Genomic DNA, 20,331 nt, shown 5'->3' on the forward strand with positions numbered 1-20,331 from the left:
CGGGAAGGCCCCCAGGCCTCAGACTTTGCTTCGGGCTAGACGCACCAATGCCAACCGAGCTCAGCCGGACCCGACCCGATTCTCATACCTCGTGGCGGCCGAAGGCCATGGGGGACTTTGCTGCAATGGGTCACGTCTCGTGCGCCTCGGGGTCGCGGGCGAGCACCGACCGGCCCCCGTCGACCGGGACCGTGGCGCCGGTGACGAAGGCGGCGTCGTCGGACAGCAGGTAGGCGATGGTGCCCGCGACCTCGGCGGGCAGCCCGACCCGGCCGACGGGGTGCAGCAGCCGCATCTCGCCCTCCACCCGACCGGCCGCAGCAGGCCCGAGCCCGTCCAGGAAGGCCGTGTACCGCTCGGTGGCGATCGAGCCGAGCGCCACGGTGTTCACCCGCACACCGCGCGTCCCGTACTCCACGGCGAGCGCGCGGGTCAGGCCCTCGATCGCCGCCTTGGCCGTGACGTAGGGCGTGCAGCCGGGCACCGCACGCCGGGCCTGGTGCGACGAGACGTTGACGATCGCCCCACCGGTGCCGGCGTCGAGGAAGTGACGCACCGCCACGGCGCAGCCCGCGACGGCCGGGGCCAGGTTCGCGGTGACGAGGTCGAGCACCTCCCGGGTGGATGTGGTGTGCAGCGAGGCGTCCCGGAACACGGCGGCGTTGTTGACCCAGCCCGCCAGCGGCGCGAGTTGCCGGGCCCGGTCGGCCGCCTGCGCTGCCACGGCCTCGTCCGCGGCGTCGCCGACGACCGTGGCGGCAGCGGAGTGCTCGAGCCAGGCCAGTGCTGCCGGATCGAGCTCGACGGCGACGACGGCGCAACCGTCGGCGAGCAGGCGCTCCACCACGGCGCGACCGACGCCGCGGCCACCCCCGGTGACGACGTACGAGCGGGACGTTTGAGCGGCCGATATGTGGTCCACCCTACGGATGTGATCGTCGTTGCGGACCCGTGATGTGGCTCGGGGTCGCCGGCGAGAACTCGGTGGACGAGCCCGGAAAATCCGCGACTGAGCAGGCAGAACGCCGCGGTTCCCATTCTCGAAAAGCATGAAACGCAATTGTGATATCGCTCACTTTTTTCAGTGTGACGCACCTTGCGATCGCCTGACGAGGGAAGCGCACGGCATTTGTGGCTGTTACCTTCTATGGACATGGCCGCACCTGCCCAGTCCTCCGCTGCCCCTGTTCGGAACGGTGGACAGGTGTCGATCGGCCGGCCCGATGGGGCCGACGGCGTCGCCTGTTGGGAGCTCGCTACTGCTTCTCGGGTCCTCGACGTCAACTCGCGATACGCCTACTTGTTGTGGTTCCGCGATTTCGCTGCGACATCGGTCGTCGCGCGCTCGGACGAGGGCCTCGTCGGGTTCGTCACCGGCTACCGGCGCCCCGACGAGCCCGGCACGCTGGTCGTCTGGCAGGTCGCGGTGGACGAGGCGGCCCGTGGCCGCGGTCTCGCCGCCGCGATGCTGGACGACCTGTTCGACGCCGTGCCCGACGTGGACCGCATGGAGACGACGATCACGCCGGACAACGCGGGATCGATCGCGTTGTTCACGGGCTTCGCCCAGCGGCGCGACGCCGAGGTCCGGCGCAGCGAGCTTTTCGGCGCCGATCTGCTCGGCGCCGGCCACGAACCCGAGATCCTGTTCCGAATCGGGCCGATCGACCGCTGATCCACCGAATAGTAGATCCACAATACCTCTAGGGATGATGCTGACGATGTCCGTCTTCGACGATCTGGAGTCGCAGGTCCGCAGTTACTGCCGGACCTGGCCGGTGGTCTTCGACACCGCCCGGGGTGCTCGGGTGACCGATGTCGAGGGCCGCTCGTACCTCGATTTCTTCGCCGGCGCCGGAGTGCTCAACTACGGGCACAACCCGCCGCCGCTGAAACAGGCACTGATCGACTACATCGCCCGCGACGGGATCACCCACGGCCTGGACAAGCACACGGTCGCCAAGGCCGAGTTCCTCCGCACCTTCGACGAGATGGTGCTGAAGCCGCGCGGGCTCGACTACAAGGTCCAGTTCCCCGGCCCGACGGGCGCGAACACCGTCGAGGCCGCACTCAAGCTGGCCCGCAAGATCACCGGCCGTGAGTCGATCATCAACTTCACGAACGCGTTCCACGGGATGACGCTCGGCGCGCTGTCGGTCACCGGCAACTCGATGAAACGCGGCGGCGCCGGCATTCCGCTCGTCCACGCCACCCCGATGCCGTTCGACAACTACTTCGACGGCACCGTGCCCGACTTCCTGTGGTTCGAGAAGCTGCTCGGCGACTCGGGCAGCGGCCTCAACGAGCCGGCCGCCGTCATCGTCGAGACGGTGCAGGGCGAGGGCGGCATCAACCCGGCCCGGGCCGAGTGGCTGCGCGGCCTCGCCGAGCTGTGCAAGCGCCACGACATGCTGCTGATCGTCGACGACGTGCAGATGGGCGTCGGGCGTACCGGCCCGTTCTTCTCCTTCGAGATCGCGGGCATCCAGCCGGACATCGTCTGCCTGTCGAAGGCCGTCAGCGGCTACGGCCTGCCGATGGCCCTCACCCTGATCAAGCCGGAGCTGGACCAGTGGGGTCCCGGCGAGCACAACGGCACCTTCCGCGGCAACAACCCCGCGTTCGTCACCGGGACGGCCGCCCTGCGGGAGTTCTGGGCCGACGACACCCTCGAGCGTTCGACGATCGCCAAGGGCGAGCGCGTCGAGGCGGCGCTGGGCGAGCTCGCGGCGTCCTCGCAGGCCGTCGAGCTGGCGCCGAAGGGCCGCGGCCTGGCCCGGGGACTGTCGTTCTCCCAGCCGGAGCTGGCCGCGAAGACCTGCGCGGCGGCGTTCGAGCGCGGGCTGCTGATGGAGACGTCCGGCCCGTCCGACGAGGTCATGAAGATCATGCCGCCGCTGACCATCACCGAGGTGGAGCTCGACGAGGGTCTCGCCGTCGTCGCGGACTCCGTGCGCGCCGTCACCGAGGGGGTGTCCGCATGATCGTCCGCACGCTGGACGAGATCACCGGGACCGACCGCGACGTCGAGACCGAGCACTGGCGCAGCAAGCGCATCGTGCTCGCGGGTGACCGCGTCGGGTTCTCCGTGCACGAGACGGTGCTGGATGCCGGGTCGGTCAACGACTTCTGGTACGCCAACCACATCGAGGCCGTCTTCGTCGTCGAGGGCGAGGGCGAGCTGTACGACAAGGACAACGATGTGACCTTCCGGCTCGCGCCGGGGTCGATCTACGTCCTGAACGGGAATGAGCGCCACCAGCTGCGGCCGCGGACGCGGATGCGGACGGTGTGCGTGTTCAATCCGCCGGTCACGGGGCGCGAGGTGCACGACGAGAACGGCGTGTACCCGCTCATCACCCTTCCGGCGGCGGAGGATAAGGAGGCTTCCTGACATGACGGCCGCGATCGGCAGCGAGACCCGCACGGAGGACCGGTACTACACCCGGGTCTCGCCGACGCCCGCCCTGATCGAGCGGGTCGAACCGACGGTCTGGGGCAGCGACGCCAGCGCCGGGATGCTCGGGGCGCAGGAGCTCGCCACGCACGAGCGTGACGGGTTCGTGACGATCCCCCAGCTCCTCACACCGGAGGAGGTGGCCGGCTACGCGGCCGAGCTGGACCGGCTCGCCACCGCCCCCACCGTCCGCGCCGACGACCGCACGGTGATCGAGAAGACCTCCAACGAGGTGCGCTCGATCTTCGAGGTCCACAAGATCAGTGAGGCCATCGGCGCGCTCGTCGCGGACGAGCGCGTGGCCGGCCGGGCTCGTCAGATCCTCGGCTCGGACGTCTACGTGCACCAGAGCCGGATCAACTACAAGCCGGGCTTCGGCGGCGGCGGGTTCTACTGGCACTCCGACTTCGAGACCTGGCACGCCGAGGACGGGATGCCGATCCCGCGCGCGGTCAGCATCTCGGTCTCGCTGACGGAGAACTACCCGCACAACGGCTGTCTGATGATCATGCCGGGCTCGCACAAGACGTTCGTCTCGTGCGTCGGGGAGACTCCGGAGGACAACTACAAGGAGTCCCTGAAGGAGCAGGAGATCGGCACGCCCGACCAGGACAGCCTCACGGCGCTGGCCGATCGGCACGGCATCGCCATGCTCACGGGCGCGGCGGGGTCGGCGACGTTCTTCGACTCCAACTGCATGCACGGCTCGGGCAACAACATCACGCCGTACCCGCGGTCGAACATCTTCATCGTGTTCAACAGCGTGGAGAACACGGCGGTCGAGCCGTTCTACGCGCCGAAGCGGCGGCCGGACTACATCGGCGGCCGGGACTTCACCCCGGTTCCGCGCTGACCTGAGCGTTGCGGGGGCCGGGACCTACAGGGCCGGGTCCAGGGGCGACAGGTCGGGGCGCTTGGGCTGGAAGCCGTCGCCGGTCCGGTGGCCCTGCAGCCGCTTGCGCACGTAGGGCATCACGTGCTCGCGCATCCACCGCAGGTCCTCGCGCTGGCGGTCGCGCCACGGCGTCGGGTCGGCCGCGGGCAGCGGCGTACGCCAGTCCTCGGTGACGGGCTCGCCGAGTGCCTCGAGCACGCGCAGCGCGACGCGCCGGTGCCCCTCCGCCGTGAGGTGCAGGCGGTCGCGGCCCCAGGTGCGCGGGTCGGCGAGGGATGCCATGCCCCACAGGTCGATGACCATGCTGCCGTGCCGCTCCGCACTGGCCCGCATCAGCTCGTTGTAGCAGGCCACCCGCCCGCGCAGGCGGCGGATGATCGGGTGCATCCGGCCGAGGTCGAACCCGGTGAAGACCATCACCTTGGCTCCGGTGGCGGTGACCCGCTCCAGGGCCTCGTCGAAGCGGCGGGCGAGGTCGTCGGTGTCGCAGGAGAACCGGATGATGTCGTTGCCGCCCGCGCAGAACGCGATCAGGTCGGGCCGGAGGCGTTCGGCGACGGGGAGCTGGTCGGCCACGATCTGGTCGAGCAGCTTGCCGCGCACCGCGAGGTTGGCGTACCGGAACTCGGGCCGCCCCGCGCCCAGGCGTTCGGCGACCCGGTCCGCCCATCCGCGTGGAGTGCCGTCCGGCCGCCAGTCGTCCAGTCCCTCGGTGAAGCTGTCACCGATCGCCACGAAGCTGTTCCAGGGTCCCACGACGACCGCCCCCTTCCGTTCACATCCACTTCACTCCCCCGATGGGTGCAGCTCGCTCCAGGATCACTCAGGAACGGCGATCCGCGCCAGCGGGGTGATCGATCCGTGCTGATAGGGCACCCTTAGTTCGTGGCCCCTCCCGAGCAGCCCCGCGAGCCGTCCCTCGCCCAGATCCTCGGCGGGCGCGGCGGGGCGGTCGACGCCACCGTGCCGGTCGTCGCGTTCGTGCTCGCCTTCACCGTCACCGACGCGCTGGCCTGGGCGTCGCCGATCGCGTGGGGCGGCGGGACGGCCGTGCTCGCGGCGGTGGTGATCGGAGCGATCCGGCTCGCCCGCGGACGACGGCCGCGCGCGGTGCTGTTCGGGCTGCTCGGCGTGGCCGTGGCCGCGCTTGTCGCCCTCTACACGGGCCGGGCGGTCGACTTCTTCCTCGTCCAGATCGTGAGCAACGCCGCCAGTGCGCTGGCCTGGGCGATCTCGATCGTGGTCCGGTGGCCGTTGCTCGGACTGGTGGTGGGCACCGCACTGGGGCAGCGCACGCGATGGCGCCGCGACCCGCACCTGCTGCGCGGCTACCAGCGGGCCAGCTGGGTGTGGGTCGGTCAGTACCTCGTCCGGCTGGCGGTGTTCCTGCCGCTGTACTTCGCCGACGCCGTCGTCGCGCTGGGCATCGCCCGGTCGGTGCTCACCTGGCCGCTGGTCGCCCTCTGCGTGGCGCTGTCGTGGCCGTTGCTCCGATCGGCGCTGCCGCCGGGACACCGCGGGCTCCGCCATCCGGATGCACCGGCGGAGGACGCCGAACGCAGGAGGTGAAGGCGGACACGTTGGGTGATCGTCCGGAGCGATCCGGGGCGCTGCCGCGTTCCCGAGACGAAGCGACTGCCCGACCACGATGATCTCCCAGGAGCCATGCCCCAGCACCCGACCGCCCCGCGGCCCCCGATCCGTTCCCTCGACGAGCCCACGCAGCGGCTCGAGGTCGAGACCACCCCGGCGCCGAAGGCCCCCGACCTCACCGTGAACAAGGTGCTGGCCGGCGCCGGGGCCGCCGCGACGAGCGCCGTGCTCGGTTCGTTCTTCGGCGCGGCCGGGACGGTGGCGGGCGCTGCGCTCGGCTCCATGGCCAGCACCGTCGCCACGGTGATCTACCAGCGCTCGCTCGACCGCACCCGGGACACGCTCGTCGCCCGGATCCGGGTCCCCCGCGGTCGCGGTGTCGACGTCGCGGATCCGTCGACGGCCGGGGTGAGGGTGCCGGCGCCGCGGTCGCCCGCCGATGCGGAGACCGTGCGCCTGCGCGTCGCGCCCCCGGTCCGGCCGCGCCGTCGCTGGCTGCCGTGGCTCGGCGCCACCGTGCTCGTCTTCGTACTGGGCCTGCTGGTCGTCACCGGCGTGGAGTGGGCCAAGGGCTCGACGATCACCACCGGCCAGGAGGGAACGTCGGTGGGGCGGGTGCTGACCGACGGACCTTCCGACGGCGCGGGCGAGGAGGTCGCGCCCGACCCGGCCGACGACGCCTCCAGTTCGGCGGAACCGACGGCCGAACCCACCGACGATCCCGCCGCCGGGTCCACGGCCGGGTCAACCGCGGAGCCGACCCCGTCGGGCGAGCCCGAGCCGAGCGGAAGCGCGGAGCCGTCGGACCGGAACGACGCCGACAGCGGTGCCGCCCCCGAGGACGGCGCCGACGGGGGCACGGGCGGCGAGGAGCAGGGCGCCGATCCCGGGGTGGAAGCCACCCCGCTCGTGCCGGTGCCCGCCGCCCCGCAGGAGTGACGTCGGCGACCGGCCTCAGGCCCGCAGCCGCTCGGCGAACGCCGCGGCGGCGGCCCGCGGATCCTCCGCCTCGGTGATCGCCCGCACCACGACGATCCGCTCGGCCCCTGCGGCGAGCACCTCGTCGAGGCGCTGGTGGTCGATGCCCCCGATCGCGAACCACGGCCGCGCCGGGTGCCGACCGGCCACCGTGCGGACGAGGTCGAGGCCCGGCGCGTGCCTACCTGGCTTGGTCGGCGTGGGCCAGCAGGGGCCGACGCAGAAGTAGTCGACGCCCGGCTCGTCCGCCGCAGTGAGGGTTTCCGCCGGGCTGTGCGACGAACGTCCCACCACCACCTCGTCCCCGACGACCTTGCGGGCCCACTCGACGGGCAGGTCGTCCTGGCCGAGGTGCAGGACGTCGGCACCGGAGGCGAGCGCGACGTCGGCGCGGTCGTTCACCGCAAGCAGCGCCCCGTGCCGGGCGCACGCCTCGGCGAGCACCTCGAGGGCGGCGAGCTCGTCGCGGGCCTCGAGCGGGCCGTCGGGGCCCTTGTCGCGGAGCTGGATGATGTCGACGCCGCCGGCGAGGGCCGCGTCGGCGAACTCGGCGAGGTCGCCGGTTCGGCGGCGGGCGCCGGTGCAGAGGTAGAGGCGGGCGTCGGCCAGCCGGGCGCGCAGAGCGCCGCCGTCGAGTCCAGGCACGGGTCAGCACCCTACGCGGGGCGTAGGGTGGACCGCAGGTGACGCACGGGAGCCCGGTCCGGGCTGAGAGGGGGCCAGCAGGCCCCGACCGTCGAACCTGATCCGGGTCATGCCGGCGCAGGGAGCGGAGAGATGACGATTCCACGATCGATGCCACGGTTGACGGTGCTGGGTGCCGGCGTGATCGGCCTGTCCTGCGCGTGGCGCGCAGCGGCGGCCGGGCTGACGGTCACCGTGCTCGACCCGGCCCCCGCATCGGGCGCGTCCTGGGTGGCGGGCGGGATGCTCGCGCCCGTCACGGAGGCGTGGCCGGGCGAGGAGGAGCTGCTGGAGCTCGGGTCGGCGTCGGTGCGGCGCTGGCCGGGGTTCGCCGAGGAGCTGAGCGCGGCCGCCGGTCGACCGGCGGGGCTGCGCACCGAGGGCACCGTCGTGGCCGCCACCGGCGCAGGCGACCGGGCCGAGCTCGACACGCTCGCCGGCTACCTCGCGCGGCTCGGCCGCGAGGTCGAGCGGCTCTCCGGCCGGGAGCTGCGCAGGCTGGAGCCCGCGCTCGGCCCGGACGTGCGCGGCGGGCTGGCCGTCCCGGGCGACCTCGCCGTCGACAACCGGCTCCTGCTCGCCGCGCTGCGGGCGGCCGCCGAGCGCGCCGGCGTCACGTTCGTCGACCGTGCGGCGCGCGCGGTCCTCGACGACGGCAGCCGGGTCACGGGTGTGCGCACCGACGGCCCGGACGTCGATGCCGAGCTCGTGCTCGTCAGCGCGGGCGCGCACTCCGCGGCGCTGCACCCGGCCCTCGACGGGCTCGTGCGCCCGGTCAAGGGGGAGATCCTGCGGCTGGCGCACCGGCCGGGCGCGTTCCCGCCGCCCACCCGGACCGTGCGCGCGCTGGTCGACGGGCGCCCCGTCTACGCGGTGCCGCGGGACTCGGGCGGGCTCGTCATCGGCGCGACGCAGGCCGAGACGGGCTTCGACACGGAGGTCACGGTCGGCGGGGTGCGCGACCTGCTCCGCGACGCCGAGCGCGTGTTGCCGGGGATCGCGGAGTACGCGCTGGTGGAGAGCGCCGCCGGGCTGCGGCCGGGCAGCCCGGACAACCTGCCGCTGGTCGGGGCGGTCGGCCCCGACGGGCTGTTCAGCGCCACCGGCCACGGCCGCAACGGGATCCTGCTCGCGCCCGTCACCGCCGACGCCGTGCTCGCGCTGCTGCGCGGCGAGCCGGTACCGGAGCCGGTGCGCGCGGCCGACCCACATCGCTTCGCAGCCGCCGTCACGGCGAGGAGGTAAGGCACGTGCAGGTGTTCATCAACGGGGAGCAGTGCGAGCTCGGCCCGGGCGCGAGCGTGCTCGACGCCGTGCAGGCGCTCGGGGTGCCGGGCACCGGGGTGGCCGTCGCGGTGGACGGGGAGGTCGTCCCGCGCGCGGTATGGCCGCAGACCAGGCTCGGCGAGGGCTCGCGCATCGAGGTGCTGACGGCGGTCCAGGGAGGATGACGATGACGATGACCGACGACCCCCTGGTGGTGGGCGGGCACAAGGTCCCGTCGCGACTGATCATGGGGACGGGCGGGGCGGCCAACCTCGAGATCCTCGAGCGCGCGCTCGTCGCGTCCGGCACCACGCTCACGACGGTGGCGATGCGGCGCGTCGACGCCGCCACCGGGACCGGGGTGCTCGACCTGCTGCGGCGCCTGCACATCGAGGTGCTGCCCAACACCGCGGGCTGCCGCACCGCGGCCGAGGCCGTGCTCACCGCGAGGCTGGCCCGAGAGGCCCTGGAGACCGACCTCGTCAAGCTCGAGGTGGTGGCCGACGAGCGCACCCTGCTGCCCGACCCGATCGAACTGCTGGACGCGGCCGAGCAGCTCGTCGACGACGGGTTCACCGTGCTGCCCTACACCAACGACGACCCGGTGCTGGCCCGCAAGCTGGAGCAGGCCGGGTGCGCCGCCGTCATGCCGCTCGGATCGCCGATCGGCACGGGCCTGGGCATCCGCAACCCGCACAACATCGAGATGATCGTGGAGTCGGCGTCGGTCCCGGTCGTGCTCGACGCCGGGATCGGCACGGCCTCGGAGGCCGCCCAGGCGATGGAGCTGGGCTGTGACGCCGTGCTGCTCGCCACCGCCGTCACGCGCGCGGGCGACCCGGAGCGCATGGCCCACGCGATGCGGCTCGCGGTCGAGGCGGGCCGGGCGGCGCGCGGGGCCGGCCGGATCCCCCGCCGCTACTGGGCCCAGGCCTCCTCGCCCGACCCCGACGCCTGACCCGCGTCGCGCCGCGCACGGATCGCCCGACTCGCGCGCACGGATCGCCCGACTCGCGCGCACGGATCGCCCGACTCGCGCGCACGGATCGTCCGACTCGCGGGATCGGTGCCATTCCTCCGCGAGTCGGGGTGTGGGTGTGCGCGAGTCGGGGTGTGGGTGTGCGCGAGTCGGGGTCTGCGGGCGAGCCTGCGGGCCGGCCCGGACTGGTCGATGATCGACCCGTCCGGTGCCGACCCCGAGGAGCGGTGATGCAGTTCGGCCTGCTGATGTTCCCCACGCACGACGCGCTCGACCCGGCCACCGTCGCCCGCGAGGCCGAGGCCCGCGGCTTCGAGTCGCTGGTGTTCCCCGAACACACCCACATCCCGACGAGCAGGCGCTCGCCCTACCCCGGCGGCGGGGAGCTGCCGCGGAGGTACTCCCACACCTACGACCCGTTCGTCGCGCTGACGGCCGCGGCGTGCGCCACCGAGCGGCTGAAGATCGGCACCGGCGTGTGCCTCGTGATCGAGCGGGACCCGATCACGACGGCCAAGGAGGTGGCGAGCCTCGACCACCTCTCCGGCGGGCGCTTCCTGTTCGGGGTGGGTGCGGGCTGGAACCGCGAGGAGATGGCCAACCACGGCACCGACCCGCGCGTCCGGATGGCCGTGCTCGGCGAGCGGGTCCGGGCGATGAAGGAGATCTGGACGGCCGACGAGGCGGAGTTCCACGGGGAGCACGTCGACTTCGAGCCGATCTGGTCGTGGCCGAAGCCCGCACAGCGTCCCCATCCCCCGGTCTTGGTCGGCGGGATGGGGCCGACCGTCGAGGACCGCGTGTTGGAGTACGGCGACGAGTGGCTGCCACAGCGGGTGGACGCCGGCAACGTCGACGAGTTCGCCGAGCGGGCCCGCGCCCTGCAGCAGCGGGCCGCCGACGCCGGCCGCGGCACCATCCCGATGACGCTGTTCGGTGCCGAACCGGACGCCGACCTCATCGAGCGCTACGCCGAGGCCGGGATCACCCGCTGTCTGTTCTCGCTGCCGTCGAAGGAGCGGGACGCGGTGCTGCGGGCGATGGACCGCTACACCGCGCTCATGCCCAGTAGCTGATGACCCGGTAGCCGATGACCCGGTAGCGGTCAGCCCGCCTGGTCGGGCACCACGGGTGCGACGCCCGCCCGGTGCCGCTCGGCGAGCTTGCGATAGGCCTCGGGGTTGTTCTCCACCCACCACCGCGCCGATCCGGTGAGCGGCCCCTTCTCCCGCCCGACCCCGCCGAGCACCAGCTGCTCGTCCGGCACCACGGTGTTCGGCGGGACGGTGGCGCCCGCGCCGACGAGGCAGCGGGCGCCGATCCGCGCGCCGTCCTGGATCGTCGCGCCGTTGCCGATGAGGGCTTCGGGGCCGATCACGCACCCGTGCACCACGCACAGGTGCCCGATCGTGGCGCCCGCCCCGACCTCGGTGATCGGGTCCTTGCCGCCGTGCAGCACGCTGCCGTCCTGCACGTTCGCGCCCTCGCGCACGATGATCGGCCCGAAGTCGGCGCGCAGCACGGCGTTGTACCAGATCGAGGCGTTCGCCTCGACGCGCACGTCGCCCACGAGGGTGGCGGTCGGCGCGACGAAGGCGTCGGGGTGCACGGTCGGGGACAACCCCTCGAAGGAGAACAGCGGCATGCCCGCAGCCTGCCACCCGGCCGGGTCCGGCGTGGCGGCCCCGGTGGGGGTGATCACACGGGCAACCTGGGGGCCACCCCCTGTGCTCGAGGAGGTCCGGATGGGATTGCGGCGGATCGGGCCCGTCGTCCTGCTCGTCGTGGTGCTCGCCGGGTGCGGCGGCTCCGGTCCCACGGACGCCCCGCCCGTCGACGTGCCGAGCGCGCCGTCGAGCAGCACCCCGCCGGACCCGTCGAGCCCGTCGAGCCCGTCGAGCCCGCCGGCGACGTCCCCGACGAGCCCGCCCCCGACCACCGCCGTGGGCGAGGCGACCGCGGTGGCCGTCTACTACGTGGCCGACACCGCGGCCGGCTACCGGCTGCAGCGGGAGTTCCACCGGGTCGTCACGGCCGACCCGGCCAGCGACGCGGTCCGCGAGATGCTCGCCGAGCCCACCGGCATCGACCCCGACTACCTCAACCACTGGCCGCCGACCACGACCCTGCGCTCCCCGGTGCGGACGGACGACGGCGCGATCGTCGTCGACCTGTCCGGGGTGGCCGGCGCGAACGTCGGCACGGAGCTCGCCCACCTCACCGTGCAGCAGCTGGTGTTCACGGTGCAGGGCGCGCTGCAGTCCACCGACCCGGTGCGCGTCCTGGTGGACGGCGAGCCGGTGGAGGAGCTGTGGGGCGCGGTGGCCACCGCCGAGGCGGTCGGCCGCGGCGACACCTACGCGCTGCGGTCGCTGGTGCAGATCGACTCCCCGGCGCACGGGGCCACCGTGGGGCGCGAGGTCGAGGTGACCGGCGAGGCCGCGGTGTTCGAGGCCACCGTGCTGTGGGAGGTGCTGCAGGACGGCCAGCTGGTGCGGTCGGGCTCGACGAGCACCACCGAGGGCCAGCGGTTCGCACCGTTCACGTTCACCGTCGGGCTGGAGCCGGGGGAGTACACGGTGCGCGTCCTGGAGGCGGACCCGTCGGGCGGCGAGGGCAGGCCCGTCCTCACCGACGACAAGGCGATCACGGTGACCGGCTGACCCGCGGTCCGAACGGCGACCCGCGCGTGGCAGCAAGGTGGCGATACTGTCACTGAGTGGCAGCAAGGCCACCTTGCCGGCGCCGGCGCCGGGTCAGTCCGGCGGCGTCCGCGGCGTGCGCAGGCCGAGGCGGCGCAGCTCCAGCGCCGCCAGCGCGTGCACCACGTCCCGGTCGTCGCGCCGCCAGGCCGCCGCCGGGTCCGGTGAGACGGCCAGCAGGCGACGCACCGGCAGGTTCGTGATCGCCCGGAGCGCGAGCAGGTCCGAGTCGACCGTCCGCACCGCGATCGCCGACCGCGCCGCCCGCGCGTAGCGCACCCGTAGCGGCAGCCACACCAGCAGAACCGGCAGGGCGCCGACCAGCACGATCCCGGCCGCGGTGCCGAGCGCGACCGCGGAGATCGTCTCGATCTGCTCCCGGCCCGCCGCGGCGAGCGAGTCCCCCGCCCCGGTGCCGGTGCCCAGCGCGCGCGCCAGGTCGTCGCCGACCAGGGGCACCCCGTCGGCCGTCCGCGCCGCGTCGTCGAACGCGCCACGGATCGCGCTGCCGGCGTCGACGAGCGTCCGGGCCGGCGCCTGCAGCTGCAGGACGAGGTCGTGGGCGGCCCGGGCCACCACGACGCACAGCACGAGCCAGCCGACGGCGACGACGTCCGCGAGCAGCTGCCGGGCGAGCCGGGCCGGACGCTCGGCGTAGAAGCGCATGCGGCCAGAGGGTAGGCCGCGTCACGTCCCCCGGGGGCGGGTGTGCTCGGCGATGTACACGGCGACGCCGTCGAGGTAGCGCTCCAGCCCGAACGAGAAGTCGGTCTGGACGTCCTCCTCCTCGAACAGGGAGTCGGCGTCGAAGACCCCCGCCTCGACCACCCGCCGCAGCGCGGGCATCCGCTGCGGGTCGACGACGTCCGCCAGCGCGGCGCTGTACTGACGGCTGAATGCCTCGGGGTCGGCCGCGAACCCGGCGGCGAGGTCGGCGCTCAACCGCGCCTCGCCCTGCACGTACGTGAGCAGGCCCATCACGACGAACACCTTGTCGCCCTCGTCGAGCCCCGTGTCCGCCAACGCGCCGAGTGCCCGGTCGAACCACGCGAGGTTCTTCGGTCCGACCGGCGGGCCGCTGATCGGGATCTGCGCGTACCAGCTGTGCCTGCGCACGGCCGCGAGCACGTCGTGCGCCCACAGCTGCAGCGCGGCCCGCCAGTCCGTGCCCTCCGGGATCTGCGGTGGGTCCTCCAGCGCTGCGTCCGCCATGAGCAGCAGCAGCTCGTCCTTGCTCTTCACGTGTCGGTACAGGGCCATCGTGGAGTTGCCGAGCTGCGCGGCGACCCGGGCCATCGAGACGGCGGCGAGCCCGTCGGCGTCGGCCACGGCGACCGCCGCGCCGATGATGTCGTCGACGGTGAGCGTGGGCTTCGGTCCGCGGCGCGCCCCGTGGCGGCGGCCCCACAGCAGCGCCACCCGGTCGGACAACCCCGTCTCGTCGGTCAACCGACGCCCCTCTCCTCGCAGCAGGACGCCAGTCTAGGAACTCCCCTTCCTACTGCGTAGAAGATACGCTATAAAGCGTATGACGCACGCAGTTCAATTGGAGGGGGCGAGATGATCGTCGAGGTGAGCGGTCTCGGGAAGGCGTTCGGCGCGGACGTGGTGCTGGACGGGATCGACCTGGAGGTGCAGGAGGGGTCCGTCGTCGCGCTCCTCGGCCCGAACGGGGCGGGGAAGACGACATCGTCCGGATCCTCGGCACGCTCCTGCGCCCGGACGCGGGACGAGTGCTGGTGGCGGGCCACGACGTCGTGCGCGAGCCCGCGAAGGTGCGCAGCGCGATCAGCCTGACCGGGCAGTACGCGGCGGTCGACGACGAGCAGACCGGGCGCGAGAACCTCGCGATGGTCGGCCGCCTCATGCACCTGGGACGGGCCAGGGCGCGCAGGCGCGGTGCCGAGCTGCTCGAGCGGTTCGATCTCGTCGACGCGGCGGACCGCCGCGTGAAGACCTACTCCGGCGGCATGCGCAGGCGGCTGGACCTGGCGATGAGCCTCGTCGCGATGCCACGGGTGATCTTCCTCGACGAGCCCACGACGGGGCTCGACCCGGCCAGCCGCACGACGATGTGGGACGCGGTCGGTGAGCTGGTTCGCAGCGGCACGACGATCGTCCTCACCACGCAGTACCTCGAGGAGGCCGACCGGCTCGCGGACCGGATCGTGCTGATCGCCGGCGGTACGGTCGCGGCGTCGGGCACCGCCGACGTCCTCAAGTCGCAGGTCGGCGGCGACCGCCTCGAGATCTGGTTCGACGGCCCGGACGCGCTCGCCCGCGCCACTCAGGTGCTCGGCAGCGTAGGTGCCCTCCCCGACCTGGAGCGGCTCGTGCTCGGCGTCCCGTCCGACGGCAGCGCCGCTCACCTGCACCGCGTGCTCGACGAGCTGCGCGCCGCGGGCGTGCCCGTCGCTCGGGTCTCGTCGCACCGGCCGACGCTCGACGACGTCTTCCTGACGCTCACGACTGCGCGGCCCGCCGCCGACCGCGCGCCCGTCCCCGCCTGATCCCGATCTCCCGGAAGAGAGGACCCACCGTGAGCACCATCGACCTCGCGGCGGCGCGGCACGGCGGCGCTGCCAACGCCGTCGCCGACGCCATGACGCTGATCGGCCGCTGCATCCGGCTCAGCAGGCGCAACGCCGACACGCTGGTCATGTCGATCGTCCTGCCGCTGCTGATGATGACGCTGTTCGTCTATGTCTTCGGTGGCGCGATCCAGACCGGCACGGAGTACATCAACTATGTCGTGCCGGGGATCGTCCTGCTGTGCACCGGGTACGGCGCGGCGTCCACGGCCATGTCGGTGGCGAACGACATGACCACCGGGATGGTCGACCGGCTGCGCTCGATGCCGATCCGCAGTTCCGCCGTGCTGATCGGGCACGTGACGGCCAGCGTCGTCCGCAACATGCTGTCCACGACGATCGTGATCGGCGCGGCCGTGGCCATGGGCTTCCGCCCGAACGCGGGCTTCGGTGAGTGGCTGCTCGTCGCCGGTCTGCTGCTGTACGTGCTCGCGCTGTCCTGGCTCGCCGCGGGCCTCGGCGTGATCGCCAAGACCGTGGAGTCGGCGAGCACGCTGAGCTTCTTCATGCTGTTCATCCCGTACCTGAGCAGTGCGTTCGTCCCGACCGACACGATGCCGGCCTTCCTGCGGCCGATCAGCGAGCACCAGCCGATCACCCCGATCATCGAGACGGTCCGCGGGCTGCTCACCGGCACGCCGATCGGCGACAGCGGGTGGATCGCCCTGGCCTGGTCGGTCGGCCTGCTGGTGGTGTCGTTCGCGCTCGCGGCCACGCTGTTCCGCCGTACCACCCATCGCTGAGCGCAGGTGGTTAGCTGACGGGCGTGGCCGGGGGGACGCGCGAGCTGGTCGACCGGGTCCGCTCGGCGGGGCGGGCCGGGATCCCGGCCGCGGTCGGCGCGCCGGTCGGCACGAGCAGGCCCATGCTCCCGGTGTGGCCGTTCGTGCTGGTCGCGGCGGTATCGCTGGTGTCGTCGGCGGTCGGGTACACCGGGCGGGGCTTCAGCTGGACGTGGCTGCCGGTCGCGGTCGCCGCGGCGGTGCCCGCGCTGGTCGCGCGGCGCGGCCCGGCGGCGGCGGGGGCCTGGTCCGCAGCGGTGAACCTCGCGTCCACCGGCCTTGCCGTCGCCGGCGCGCTGGTGGCGCCGCCCTGGTTCCTCAACGTGGCACCCCCGCAGCTGCTCGCGGCCTACACGATCGGGCTGGCGCTGCCCGCCGGTGCGGCCGCGGCGACGGTCGGCTTCGTCGTCGCGAGCGGTGCGGTGTTCGTGGTCGCCGGCGGGACCCAGCCGGTGCTCGCCGCGCTGCCGATGCTGGCCACCTGGTCGGCGCTGCTCGCGGTGGCCGGGCTGCTCGGGGCCCGGCGTGCCGACCGGCATGCGCGGACGCTCCGGCTCGTGCAGGAAGCGCAGCAGGAGCGGGTCCTGCGGGAGCGGGAGCGGATCGCCCGCGAGCTGCACGACGTGGTGGCCCACCACCTGTCGGTGATCGCGGTCCGCGCGAGCAGCGCCTCGCGCAGGCTGCCGGACGTCCCTCCGGCGTCGGCCACCGAGTTCACGGAGCTCGGCGCCGCGGCCCGCGAGGCGCTGGGGGAGATGCGGCAGCTGATCGGCGTGCTGCACGGCACCGCAGAGCATGAGATCGAACCCCAGCCCGGCCTCGGCGACCTGCCGCGCATCGCCGAGCGCACCCGGCGGGCGGGTACGCCGGTGGAGCTGTCGCTGGTCGAGCCCGTCGACGTCGTCACGGCCACCAGCCTCTCCGCCTACCGCATCGTGCAGGAGGCGCTGAGCAACGTGACCCGGCACGCGACCGGCGCGCGCACCCGGGTCCGCGTCGCCCCGCACGCCGACGGCAGGATACTCGTGGTGGAGGTCGCGAACGAGGCGCCACCCGAGCCCGTCGCCGCGCGCACGGGCACCGGGCACGGTCTGGCCGGCATGCGGGAGCGGGCGCGGCTGCTGGGTGGCACGTTCGAGGCGGCCCGACCGCGGCGGGCGGGTTCTTCGTGCGGGCCGAGCTTCCGACCGGGCCCGTCGGATGATCACCGTGCTCGTGGTGGACGACCAGGCGATGGTCCGGGCCGGGTTCGTCGCGCTGCTGGCGGCCGAGCCGGACCTCACCGTGGTCGGCGACGCCGCCGACGGTGTGCAGGCGATCGCGGCCGCGCGGGCCGAGCGCCCCGACGTCGTCCTGATGGACGTGCGCATGCCCGAGCTGGACGGCCTGGCGGCGGCGCGCGAGCTGCTCGGCGGGGACGGGTACCGACCGAAGATCGTCATGCTGACGACGTTCGACGTCGACGACTACGTGTACGAGGCGCTGCGGCACGGGGTGAGCGGCTTCCTGCTCAAGGACGCCCCGTCGGAGGCGCTGGCCGAGGCCGTGCGGGTGGTGGCGGCGGGCGATGCCCTGCTCGCCCCGTCGATCACGCGGTGGATGATCTCGCGGTTCGCGGCCCGCCGCCCCACCACGCGGCGCGACGCCCAGCGGCTGGCCGGGCTCACCGTCCGGGAGCGCGACGTGTTGCGGCTCATCGCGCGCGGCCGGTCCAACCGGGAGATCGCCGACGACCTCGTGATCGCGGAGGAGACGGTGAAGTCCCACGTGGGGCGGGTGTTCGCGAAGCTCGACCTGCGCGACCGGGCGCAGGCGGTCGTGTTCGCCTACGAGAGCGGGCTCGTCGAACCCGGAACGGGATGAACCACCTCCGGGCCCGATCGCCGGTGGGGTGAGGCCGGACCGCACACACCGTCCGTGGACGGCACACGTGGTCGGCGGTGTGTGCGGTCCCGTTTCGGTGTGTGCCGTCTGCCCCCGACCGGCCGCGTTGCCCCCACGGGGGCACGGCGAATGCGCTCCCGGGAGGGAGGCCGGCCGACCCATTCGGTTCCTAGCGTCGCCGGAGATCACCGACGACGGGGGGACCACGATGACGACGGTCGTGCAACGACAGCGGTACGGGGCCCAGGCGGCCGCGTCCGGGCGGGCGGCGGCGCTCGCCGCGGTGCTGCGGGGGGCCGCCGCGCTCGGGCTGGCCGAGCCGGAGCTGCGCGGGCTCGCGGCACTCGTGCGGCCCGGCGACGTCTGCTTCGACATCGGCGCGGCGTACGGGATGTACAGCCACGTGCTGGCCGCGCTGGTCGGTCCGCGCGGGGTCGTGCACGCGGTCGAGCCGCTGCCGGTGCCGTCCCGGATCCTGCGGGCCGGGGCGGGCATCACCGGGGGGCCGATCCGGGTCCGGACCGGCGCGATGGGTGAGGCCGAGCGGGCCGGACGCGACCTCGTGCTGCCCGTCCGCTTCGGGCTTCCGATCCACGGGTGGGCGCACCTCGGCGGTGACGCGGTCCGCACGCCGATCCGGGGGCGTAGCCTGCGACTGCGCGTCCCGGTGTGGACGGTCGATGCCCTGTGCGCGGCGGAGGGCATCGACCGCGTGCGCTTCCTGAAGATTGACGTGGAGGGGGCGGAGCCCGCCGTGCTCGCCGGGGCGGCCGGCACGCTGGAGCGCTGCCGGCCCACCCTGCAGCTGGAGATCGAGCAGCGCCACCTCGACCGTTACGGCCACCGCGCCGGCCGGTTCGCCGCCGACCTGCGCGAGCGCTACGGCTACGGCATGTTCACCTGGGCGCGGGGTGGCTGGGCGCCGGCCGACCGGATCGACCCGGCGCGGCGCAACTACCTGTTCGCCACCGAGGACGCGTGGAACGCGTAGCCGCGTGTGCGGCCCTGAACCGGCGTCGTGCTCGCGCTCGGGAACCGAGCCGCAGCGCGACCCCCACGACCGAGCCGGGACCGACCACGATCTCCGGAGCGTGGAACGTCGACAGCATCGCGGGTCGGCAGTGCATGCCCAGCGACGAGGAGCGCCCGGCCCTGGCCGGACGGGAAGGTCGGCCGCTCACCCGCCGGAGCGTCGCTGCACGTCCGCATAGGTCGGGATGTCCGAGGGCAGGGGAACTCCGTCGCGCACCGCCCGCGCTGCCGCGACCGCGGCCCCCAGCGCGACCCGGAACAGCAGCGACCCGGTGCTGATGCGCCGCACCCCGAGCGCCGCCAGCTCCGCGACGGTGGTGCGGCCGGGCAGATGGAGCAGGTTGACCGGCACGTCCACGCCGGCGACGAGGGCCCGGACCTGGTCAGGCGCCGCGAGCCCCGGCACGAAGACGCCGTCCGCGCCGGCGTCCGCGTACGCCCGGCAACGCGCGAGCGCGGAATCGAGCGGGGCGGCCGGATCGAACCAGTGCGTGTCGGTTCGGGCGTTCACGAACAGCGCCGGTGCACGCTCCTTCACCACACGGAGGAGCCGCACCTGGTCGCGCGCGTCGGCGAGAACGCCGCCGGACCTGCCGTCCTCGAGGTTGATCCCGGCCACGCCGAACGACGCGAGCTCGGCGGCGAGGTCGCCGACCTCGCCCGCGTCGGCGCTGAACCCAGCCTCCACGTCGACGGTGACGGGCACCGGCAGCCGGACGAGCTTCCGGGCGAGCGCGGCGGTCTCCGCCCTGGCGAGGCCCGCGGCGTCGGGCACACCGTGGGCGGCGGCCACCCCGAGGCTCGTGGTGCCGACGGCCGCGAACCCGGCGTCGACGAGCGCCACCGCGGAGGCGACGTCCCATGCGTTCGGCAGCAGCAGCGGACGATCCCCGTGGTGCAGGTCACGGAAACTCATCGCGCGCCCTCGCCGGCGCTCGGCCGGCGCTTCGCGCAGGCGCTTCGGCATTGGTTCGCTCGCTGACGCTCGTTCACCGCACCTCCCCGTGCCGGAGGAGCCCCTCGGCGAGCGCAAGCGCATGCTCCCGACCGGGGCAGGCGTGCGCACCGGCGCCGAACGGCAGGCCGGCGGACGCGAGGTCGACGAGCGCGTCGCCGCGTCGGGTGACGCGCACCGGCGGGTCGTCGCGCAGCACGTCGTGGACCTCCGACCCGCGATCGCGGGCGGAGCGGACCAGCGCGCTCGTGGCGTCGCAGGCCTGCACCAGCAGGCCGATCCGCGCCGCGGTGCGCTCGTCCGAGGTGCCCCCGCAGGCTGCGACGAGGCGCGCCACGGCCGCGTCGGCCGCGCGCGGCGCCGGCGTGTGCGGGTGGTAGACGCCCGCCACCGTCGCGACGTCGGCCGGGTCCACGGGCAGTCCGAGCGCGGCGGCGAGCACGGCGACGGGGTGACCGCCGCACTCGGCCGCCCGGCGGCGGAGGTCGTCGGGCGGGATGCGGTCGAGCTCCGCGAAGGCGAGCGCGCGGGGG

At 73.8% G+C, this 20,331-nt stretch carries 24 protein-coding genes, 2 pseudogenes and 1 riboswitch; of the genes and pseudogenes, 16 read left to right on the forward strand and 10 right to left on the reverse strand.

From position 1 onward, the window contains the following. Positions 1-130: 130 nt before the first annotated feature. Positions 131-922, reverse strand: a complete 792-nt coding sequence (locus tag KME75_RS27215) for an SDR family NAD(P)-dependent oxidoreductase (protein WP_308283123.1) — start codon at positions 920-922, stop codon at positions 131-133. A gap of 231 nt (positions 923-1,153) precedes the next feature. On the opposite strand from KME75_RS27215, the gene ectA reads away from it, so the two are divergent. From ectA to thpD, 4 genes are read left to right on the forward strand one after another with little or no spacing between them, the layout of a single operon-like run. Further along, positions 1,154-1,675, forward strand: coding sequence for a diaminobutyrate acetyltransferase (gene ectA, locus KME75_RS27220; protein WP_219417739.1), 522 nt, complete (start codon positions 1,154-1,156; stop codon positions 1,673-1,675). Positions 1,676-1,721: 46 nt separating this feature from the next. Then, positions 1,722-2,984: a diaminobutyrate--2-oxoglutarate transaminase gene (gene ectB / locus KME75_RS27225; protein WP_219417740.1), complete on the forward strand. Its 1,263-nt coding sequence runs from the start codon at positions 1,722-1,724 to the stop codon at positions 2,982-2,984. Further along, the gene (locus KME75_RS27230; RefSeq protein WP_219417741.1) at positions 2,981-3,394 is read left to right on the forward strand and encodes an ectoine synthase; all 414 of its coding nucleotides are present in this window, start codon (positions 2,981-2,983) and stop codon (positions 3,392-3,394) included. Before ectB ends, KME75_RS27230 begins: the two co-directional genes overlap by 4 nt. Before the next feature lies 1 nt (position 3,395). Then, positions 3,396-4,310 (forward strand): ectoine hydroxylase, encoded by a 915-nt coding sequence (gene thpD, locus KME75_RS27235; protein WP_219417742.1) that lies wholly within the window; start codon positions 3,396-3,398, stop codon positions 4,308-4,310. Positions 4,311-4,334: 24 nt separating this feature from the next. Here thpD and KME75_RS27240 read toward each other — a convergent pair whose 3' ends face one another. Then, the gene (locus KME75_RS27240; protein ID WP_219417743.1) at positions 4,335-5,108 is read right to left on the reverse strand and encodes an SGNH/GDSL hydrolase family protein; all 774 of its coding nucleotides are present in this window, start codon (positions 5,106-5,108) and stop codon (positions 4,335-4,337) included. A gap of 129 nt (positions 5,109-5,237) precedes the next feature. On the opposite strand from KME75_RS27240, the gene KME75_RS27245 reads away from it, so the two are divergent. Beyond that, positions 5,238-5,921: a DUF3159 domain-containing protein gene (locus tag KME75_RS27245; protein WP_219417744.1), complete on the forward strand. Its 684-nt coding sequence runs from the start codon at positions 5,238-5,240 to the stop codon at positions 5,919-5,921. 96 nt (positions 5,922-6,017) lie between these two features. Continuing rightward, complete coding sequence (locus KME75_RS27250) at positions 6,018-6,884, forward strand: hypothetical protein (RefSeq protein ID WP_219417745.1); 867 nt, start codon at positions 6,018-6,020, stop codon at positions 6,882-6,884. Between the two features lie 15 nt (positions 6,885-6,899). Here KME75_RS27250 and thiE read toward each other — a convergent pair whose 3' ends face one another. Next, positions 6,900-7,568, reverse strand: coding sequence for a thiamine phosphate synthase (gene thiE / locus KME75_RS27255; protein ID WP_219417746.1), 669 nt, complete (start codon positions 7,566-7,568; stop codon positions 6,900-6,902). 35 nt (positions 7,569-7,603) lie between these two features. Then, a riboswitch (TPP riboswitch) is annotated at positions 7,604-7,709 on the forward strand. On the opposite strand from thiE, the gene thiO reads away from it, so the two are divergent. From thiO to KME75_RS27275, 4 genes are all read left to right on the forward strand, one after another. After that, on the forward strand, positions 7,701-8,852 hold the full coding sequence (gene thiO, locus KME75_RS27260) for a glycine oxidase ThiO (RefSeq protein ID WP_246632936.1): 1,152 nt from the start codon (positions 7,701-7,703) through the stop codon (positions 8,850-8,852). Its footprint overlaps the riboswitch before it by 9 nt. 5 nt (positions 8,853-8,857) lie before the next feature. Further along, positions 8,858-9,058 carry a sulfur carrier protein ThiS gene (gene thiS, locus KME75_RS27265; RefSeq protein ID WP_219417747.1) on the forward strand — a complete coding sequence of 67 codons (201 nt, stop codon included), beginning with the start codon at positions 8,858-8,860 and terminating at the stop codon, positions 9,056-9,058. A gap of 8 nt (positions 9,059-9,066) precedes the next feature. Beyond that, the gene (locus tag KME75_RS27270) at positions 9,067-9,831 is read left to right on the forward strand and encodes a thiazole synthase (RefSeq protein ID WP_219417748.1); all 765 of its coding nucleotides are present in this window, start codon (positions 9,067-9,069) and stop codon (positions 9,829-9,831) included. A 251-nt stretch (positions 9,832-10,082) separates the two neighbouring features. Next, entirely contained in the window at positions 10,083-10,928 is an 846-nt protein-coding gene (locus KME75_RS27275; protein ID WP_219417749.1) for an LLM class F420-dependent oxidoreductase, read from the forward strand. Between the two features lie 29 nt (positions 10,929-10,957). On the opposite strand, the gene KME75_RS27280 is transcribed toward KME75_RS27275, so the two are convergent. Further along, positions 10,958-11,497, reverse strand: coding sequence for a gamma carbonic anhydrase family protein (locus tag KME75_RS27280; RefSeq protein WP_219417758.1), 540 nt, complete (start codon positions 11,495-11,497; stop codon positions 10,958-10,960). A 100-nt stretch (positions 11,498-11,597) separates the two neighbouring features. Between KME75_RS27280 and KME75_RS27285 the strand changes: the two genes are divergently transcribed. Beyond that, entirely contained in the window at positions 11,598-12,515 is a 918-nt protein-coding gene (locus KME75_RS27285; RefSeq protein WP_219417750.1) for a GerMN domain-containing protein, read from the forward strand. Between the two features lie 93 nt (positions 12,516-12,608). Here KME75_RS27285 and KME75_RS27290 read toward each other — a convergent pair whose 3' ends face one another. After that, a complete protein-coding gene (locus tag KME75_RS27290; protein WP_219417751.1) occupies positions 12,609-13,220 on the reverse strand; it encodes a hypothetical protein in 612 nt (203 codons plus the stop codon). Between the two features lie 21 nt (positions 13,221-13,241). Next, positions 13,242-14,003 (reverse strand): TetR/AcrR family transcriptional regulator C-terminal domain-containing protein, encoded by a 762-nt coding sequence (locus KME75_RS27295; RefSeq protein WP_219417752.1) that lies wholly within the window; start codon positions 14,001-14,003, stop codon positions 13,242-13,244. Positions 14,004-14,114: 111 nt separating this feature from the next. Here KME75_RS27295 and KME75_RS27300 point away from each other — a divergent pair. Then, positions 14,115-15,064, forward strand: a pseudogene (locus tag KME75_RS27300) (ATP-binding cassette domain-containing protein). Between the two features lie 29 nt (positions 15,065-15,093). Then, a complete protein-coding gene (locus tag KME75_RS27305; protein ID WP_308283126.1) occupies positions 15,094-15,888 on the forward strand; it encodes an ABC transporter permease in 795 nt (264 codons plus the stop codon). A gap of 10 nt (positions 15,889-15,898) precedes the next feature. On the opposite strand, the gene KME75_RS43705 is transcribed toward KME75_RS27305, so the two are convergent. After that, positions 15,899-16,201, reverse strand: coding sequence for a hypothetical protein (locus KME75_RS43705; RefSeq protein ID WP_246632937.1), 303 nt, complete (start codon positions 16,199-16,201; stop codon positions 15,899-15,901). A 75-nt stretch (positions 16,202-16,276) separates the two neighbouring features. Then, on the reverse strand, positions 16,277-16,636 hold the full coding sequence (locus KME75_RS43710) for a hypothetical protein (protein WP_246632938.1): 360 nt from the start codon (positions 16,634-16,636) through the stop codon (positions 16,277-16,279). On the opposite strand from KME75_RS43710, the pseudogene KME75_RS46955 reads away from it, so the two are divergent. The 3 genes and pseudogenes from KME75_RS46955 to KME75_RS27320 all read left to right on the forward strand — a co-directional run. Beyond that, positions 16,572-17,021 (forward strand): annotated as a pseudogene (locus KME75_RS46955) (sensor histidine kinase); the annotation flags it as partial. The gene KME75_RS43710 and the pseudogene KME75_RS46955 sit on opposite strands and share 65 nt — an antisense overlap. A 106-nt stretch (positions 17,022-17,127) precedes the next feature. Next, a complete protein-coding gene (locus KME75_RS27315) occupies positions 17,128-17,790 on the forward strand; it encodes a response regulator (protein ID WP_219417753.1) in 663 nt (220 codons plus the stop codon). A gap of 229 nt (positions 17,791-18,019) precedes the next feature. Further along, positions 18,020-18,802, forward strand: coding sequence for an FkbM family methyltransferase (locus KME75_RS27320; protein WP_219417754.1), 783 nt, complete (start codon positions 18,020-18,022; stop codon positions 18,800-18,802). Positions 18,803-18,988: 186 nt separating this feature from the next. Here KME75_RS27320 and KME75_RS27325 read toward each other — a convergent pair whose 3' ends face one another. Both KME75_RS27325 and KME75_RS27330 read right to left on the reverse strand, forming a co-directional pair. Continuing rightward, the gene (locus KME75_RS27325) at positions 18,989-19,759 is read right to left on the reverse strand and encodes an isocitrate lyase/PEP mutase family protein (RefSeq protein ID WP_219417755.1); all 771 of its coding nucleotides are present in this window, start codon (positions 19,757-19,759) and stop codon (positions 18,989-18,991) included. Positions 19,760-19,832: 73 nt separating this feature from the next. Beyond that, a partial coding sequence (locus KME75_RS27330) for a cytochrome P450 (RefSeq protein WP_219417756.1) occupies positions 19,833-20,331 on the reverse strand: 499 nt, incomplete at its 5' end.

The organism is Pseudonocardia nigra (genome assembly GCF_019396355.1).
Taxonomy (GTDB): Bacteria; Actinomycetota; Actinomycetes; order Mycobacteriales; family Pseudonocardiaceae; genus Pseudonocardia; species Pseudonocardia nigra.

Coding starts and splice junctions, on each gene's coding strand:
- ectA (WP_219417739.1), top strand. CDS start 1,154: ATGGCCGCACCTGCCCAGTCCTCCGCTGCCCCTGTTCGGAACGGTGGA.
- ectB (WP_219417740.1), top strand. CDS start 1,722: ATGTCCGTCTTCGACGATCTGGAGTCGCAGGTCCGCAGTTACTGCCGG.
- KME75_RS27230 (WP_219417741.1), top strand. CDS start 2,981: ATGATCGTCCGCACGCTGGACGAGATCACCGGGACCGACCGCGACGTC.
- thpD (WP_219417742.1), top strand. CDS start 3,396: ATGACGGCCGCGATCGGCAGCGAGACCCGCACGGAGGACCGGTACTAC.
- KME75_RS27250 (WP_219417745.1), top strand. CDS start 6,018: ATGCCCCAGCACCCGACCGCCCCGCGGCCCCCGATCCGTTCCCTCGAC.
- thiO (WP_246632936.1), top strand. CDS start 7,701: ATGACGATTCCACGATCGATGCCACGGTTGACGGTGCTGGGTGCCGGC.
- KME75_RS27270 (WP_219417748.1), top strand. CDS start 9,067: ATGACCGACGACCCCCTGGTGGTGGGCGGGCACAAGGTCCCGTCGCGA.
- KME75_RS27275 (WP_219417749.1), top strand. CDS start 10,083: ATGCAGTTCGGCCTGCTGATGTTCCCCACGCACGACGCGCTCGACCCG.
- KME75_RS27280 (WP_219417758.1), bottom strand. CDS start 11,497: ATGCCGCTGTTCTCCTTCGAGGGGTTGTCCCCGACCGTGCACCCCGAC.
- KME75_RS27285 (WP_219417750.1), top strand. CDS start 11,598: ATGGGATTGCGGCGGATCGGGCCCGTCGTCCTGCTCGTCGTGGTGCTC.
- KME75_RS27290 (WP_219417751.1), bottom strand. CDS start 13,220: ATGCGCTTCTACGCCGAGCGTCCGGCCCGGCTCGCCCGGCAGCTGCTC.
- KME75_RS27315 (WP_219417753.1), top strand. CDS start 17,128: ATGATCACCGTGCTCGTGGTGGACGACCAGGCGATGGTCCGGGCCGGG.
- KME75_RS27320 (WP_219417754.1), top strand. CDS start 18,020: ATGACGACGGTCGTGCAACGACAGCGGTACGGGGCCCAGGCGGCCGCG.
- KME75_RS27325 (WP_219417755.1), bottom strand. CDS start 19,759: ATGAGTTTCCGTGACCTGCACCACGGGGATCGTCCGCTGCTGCTGCCG.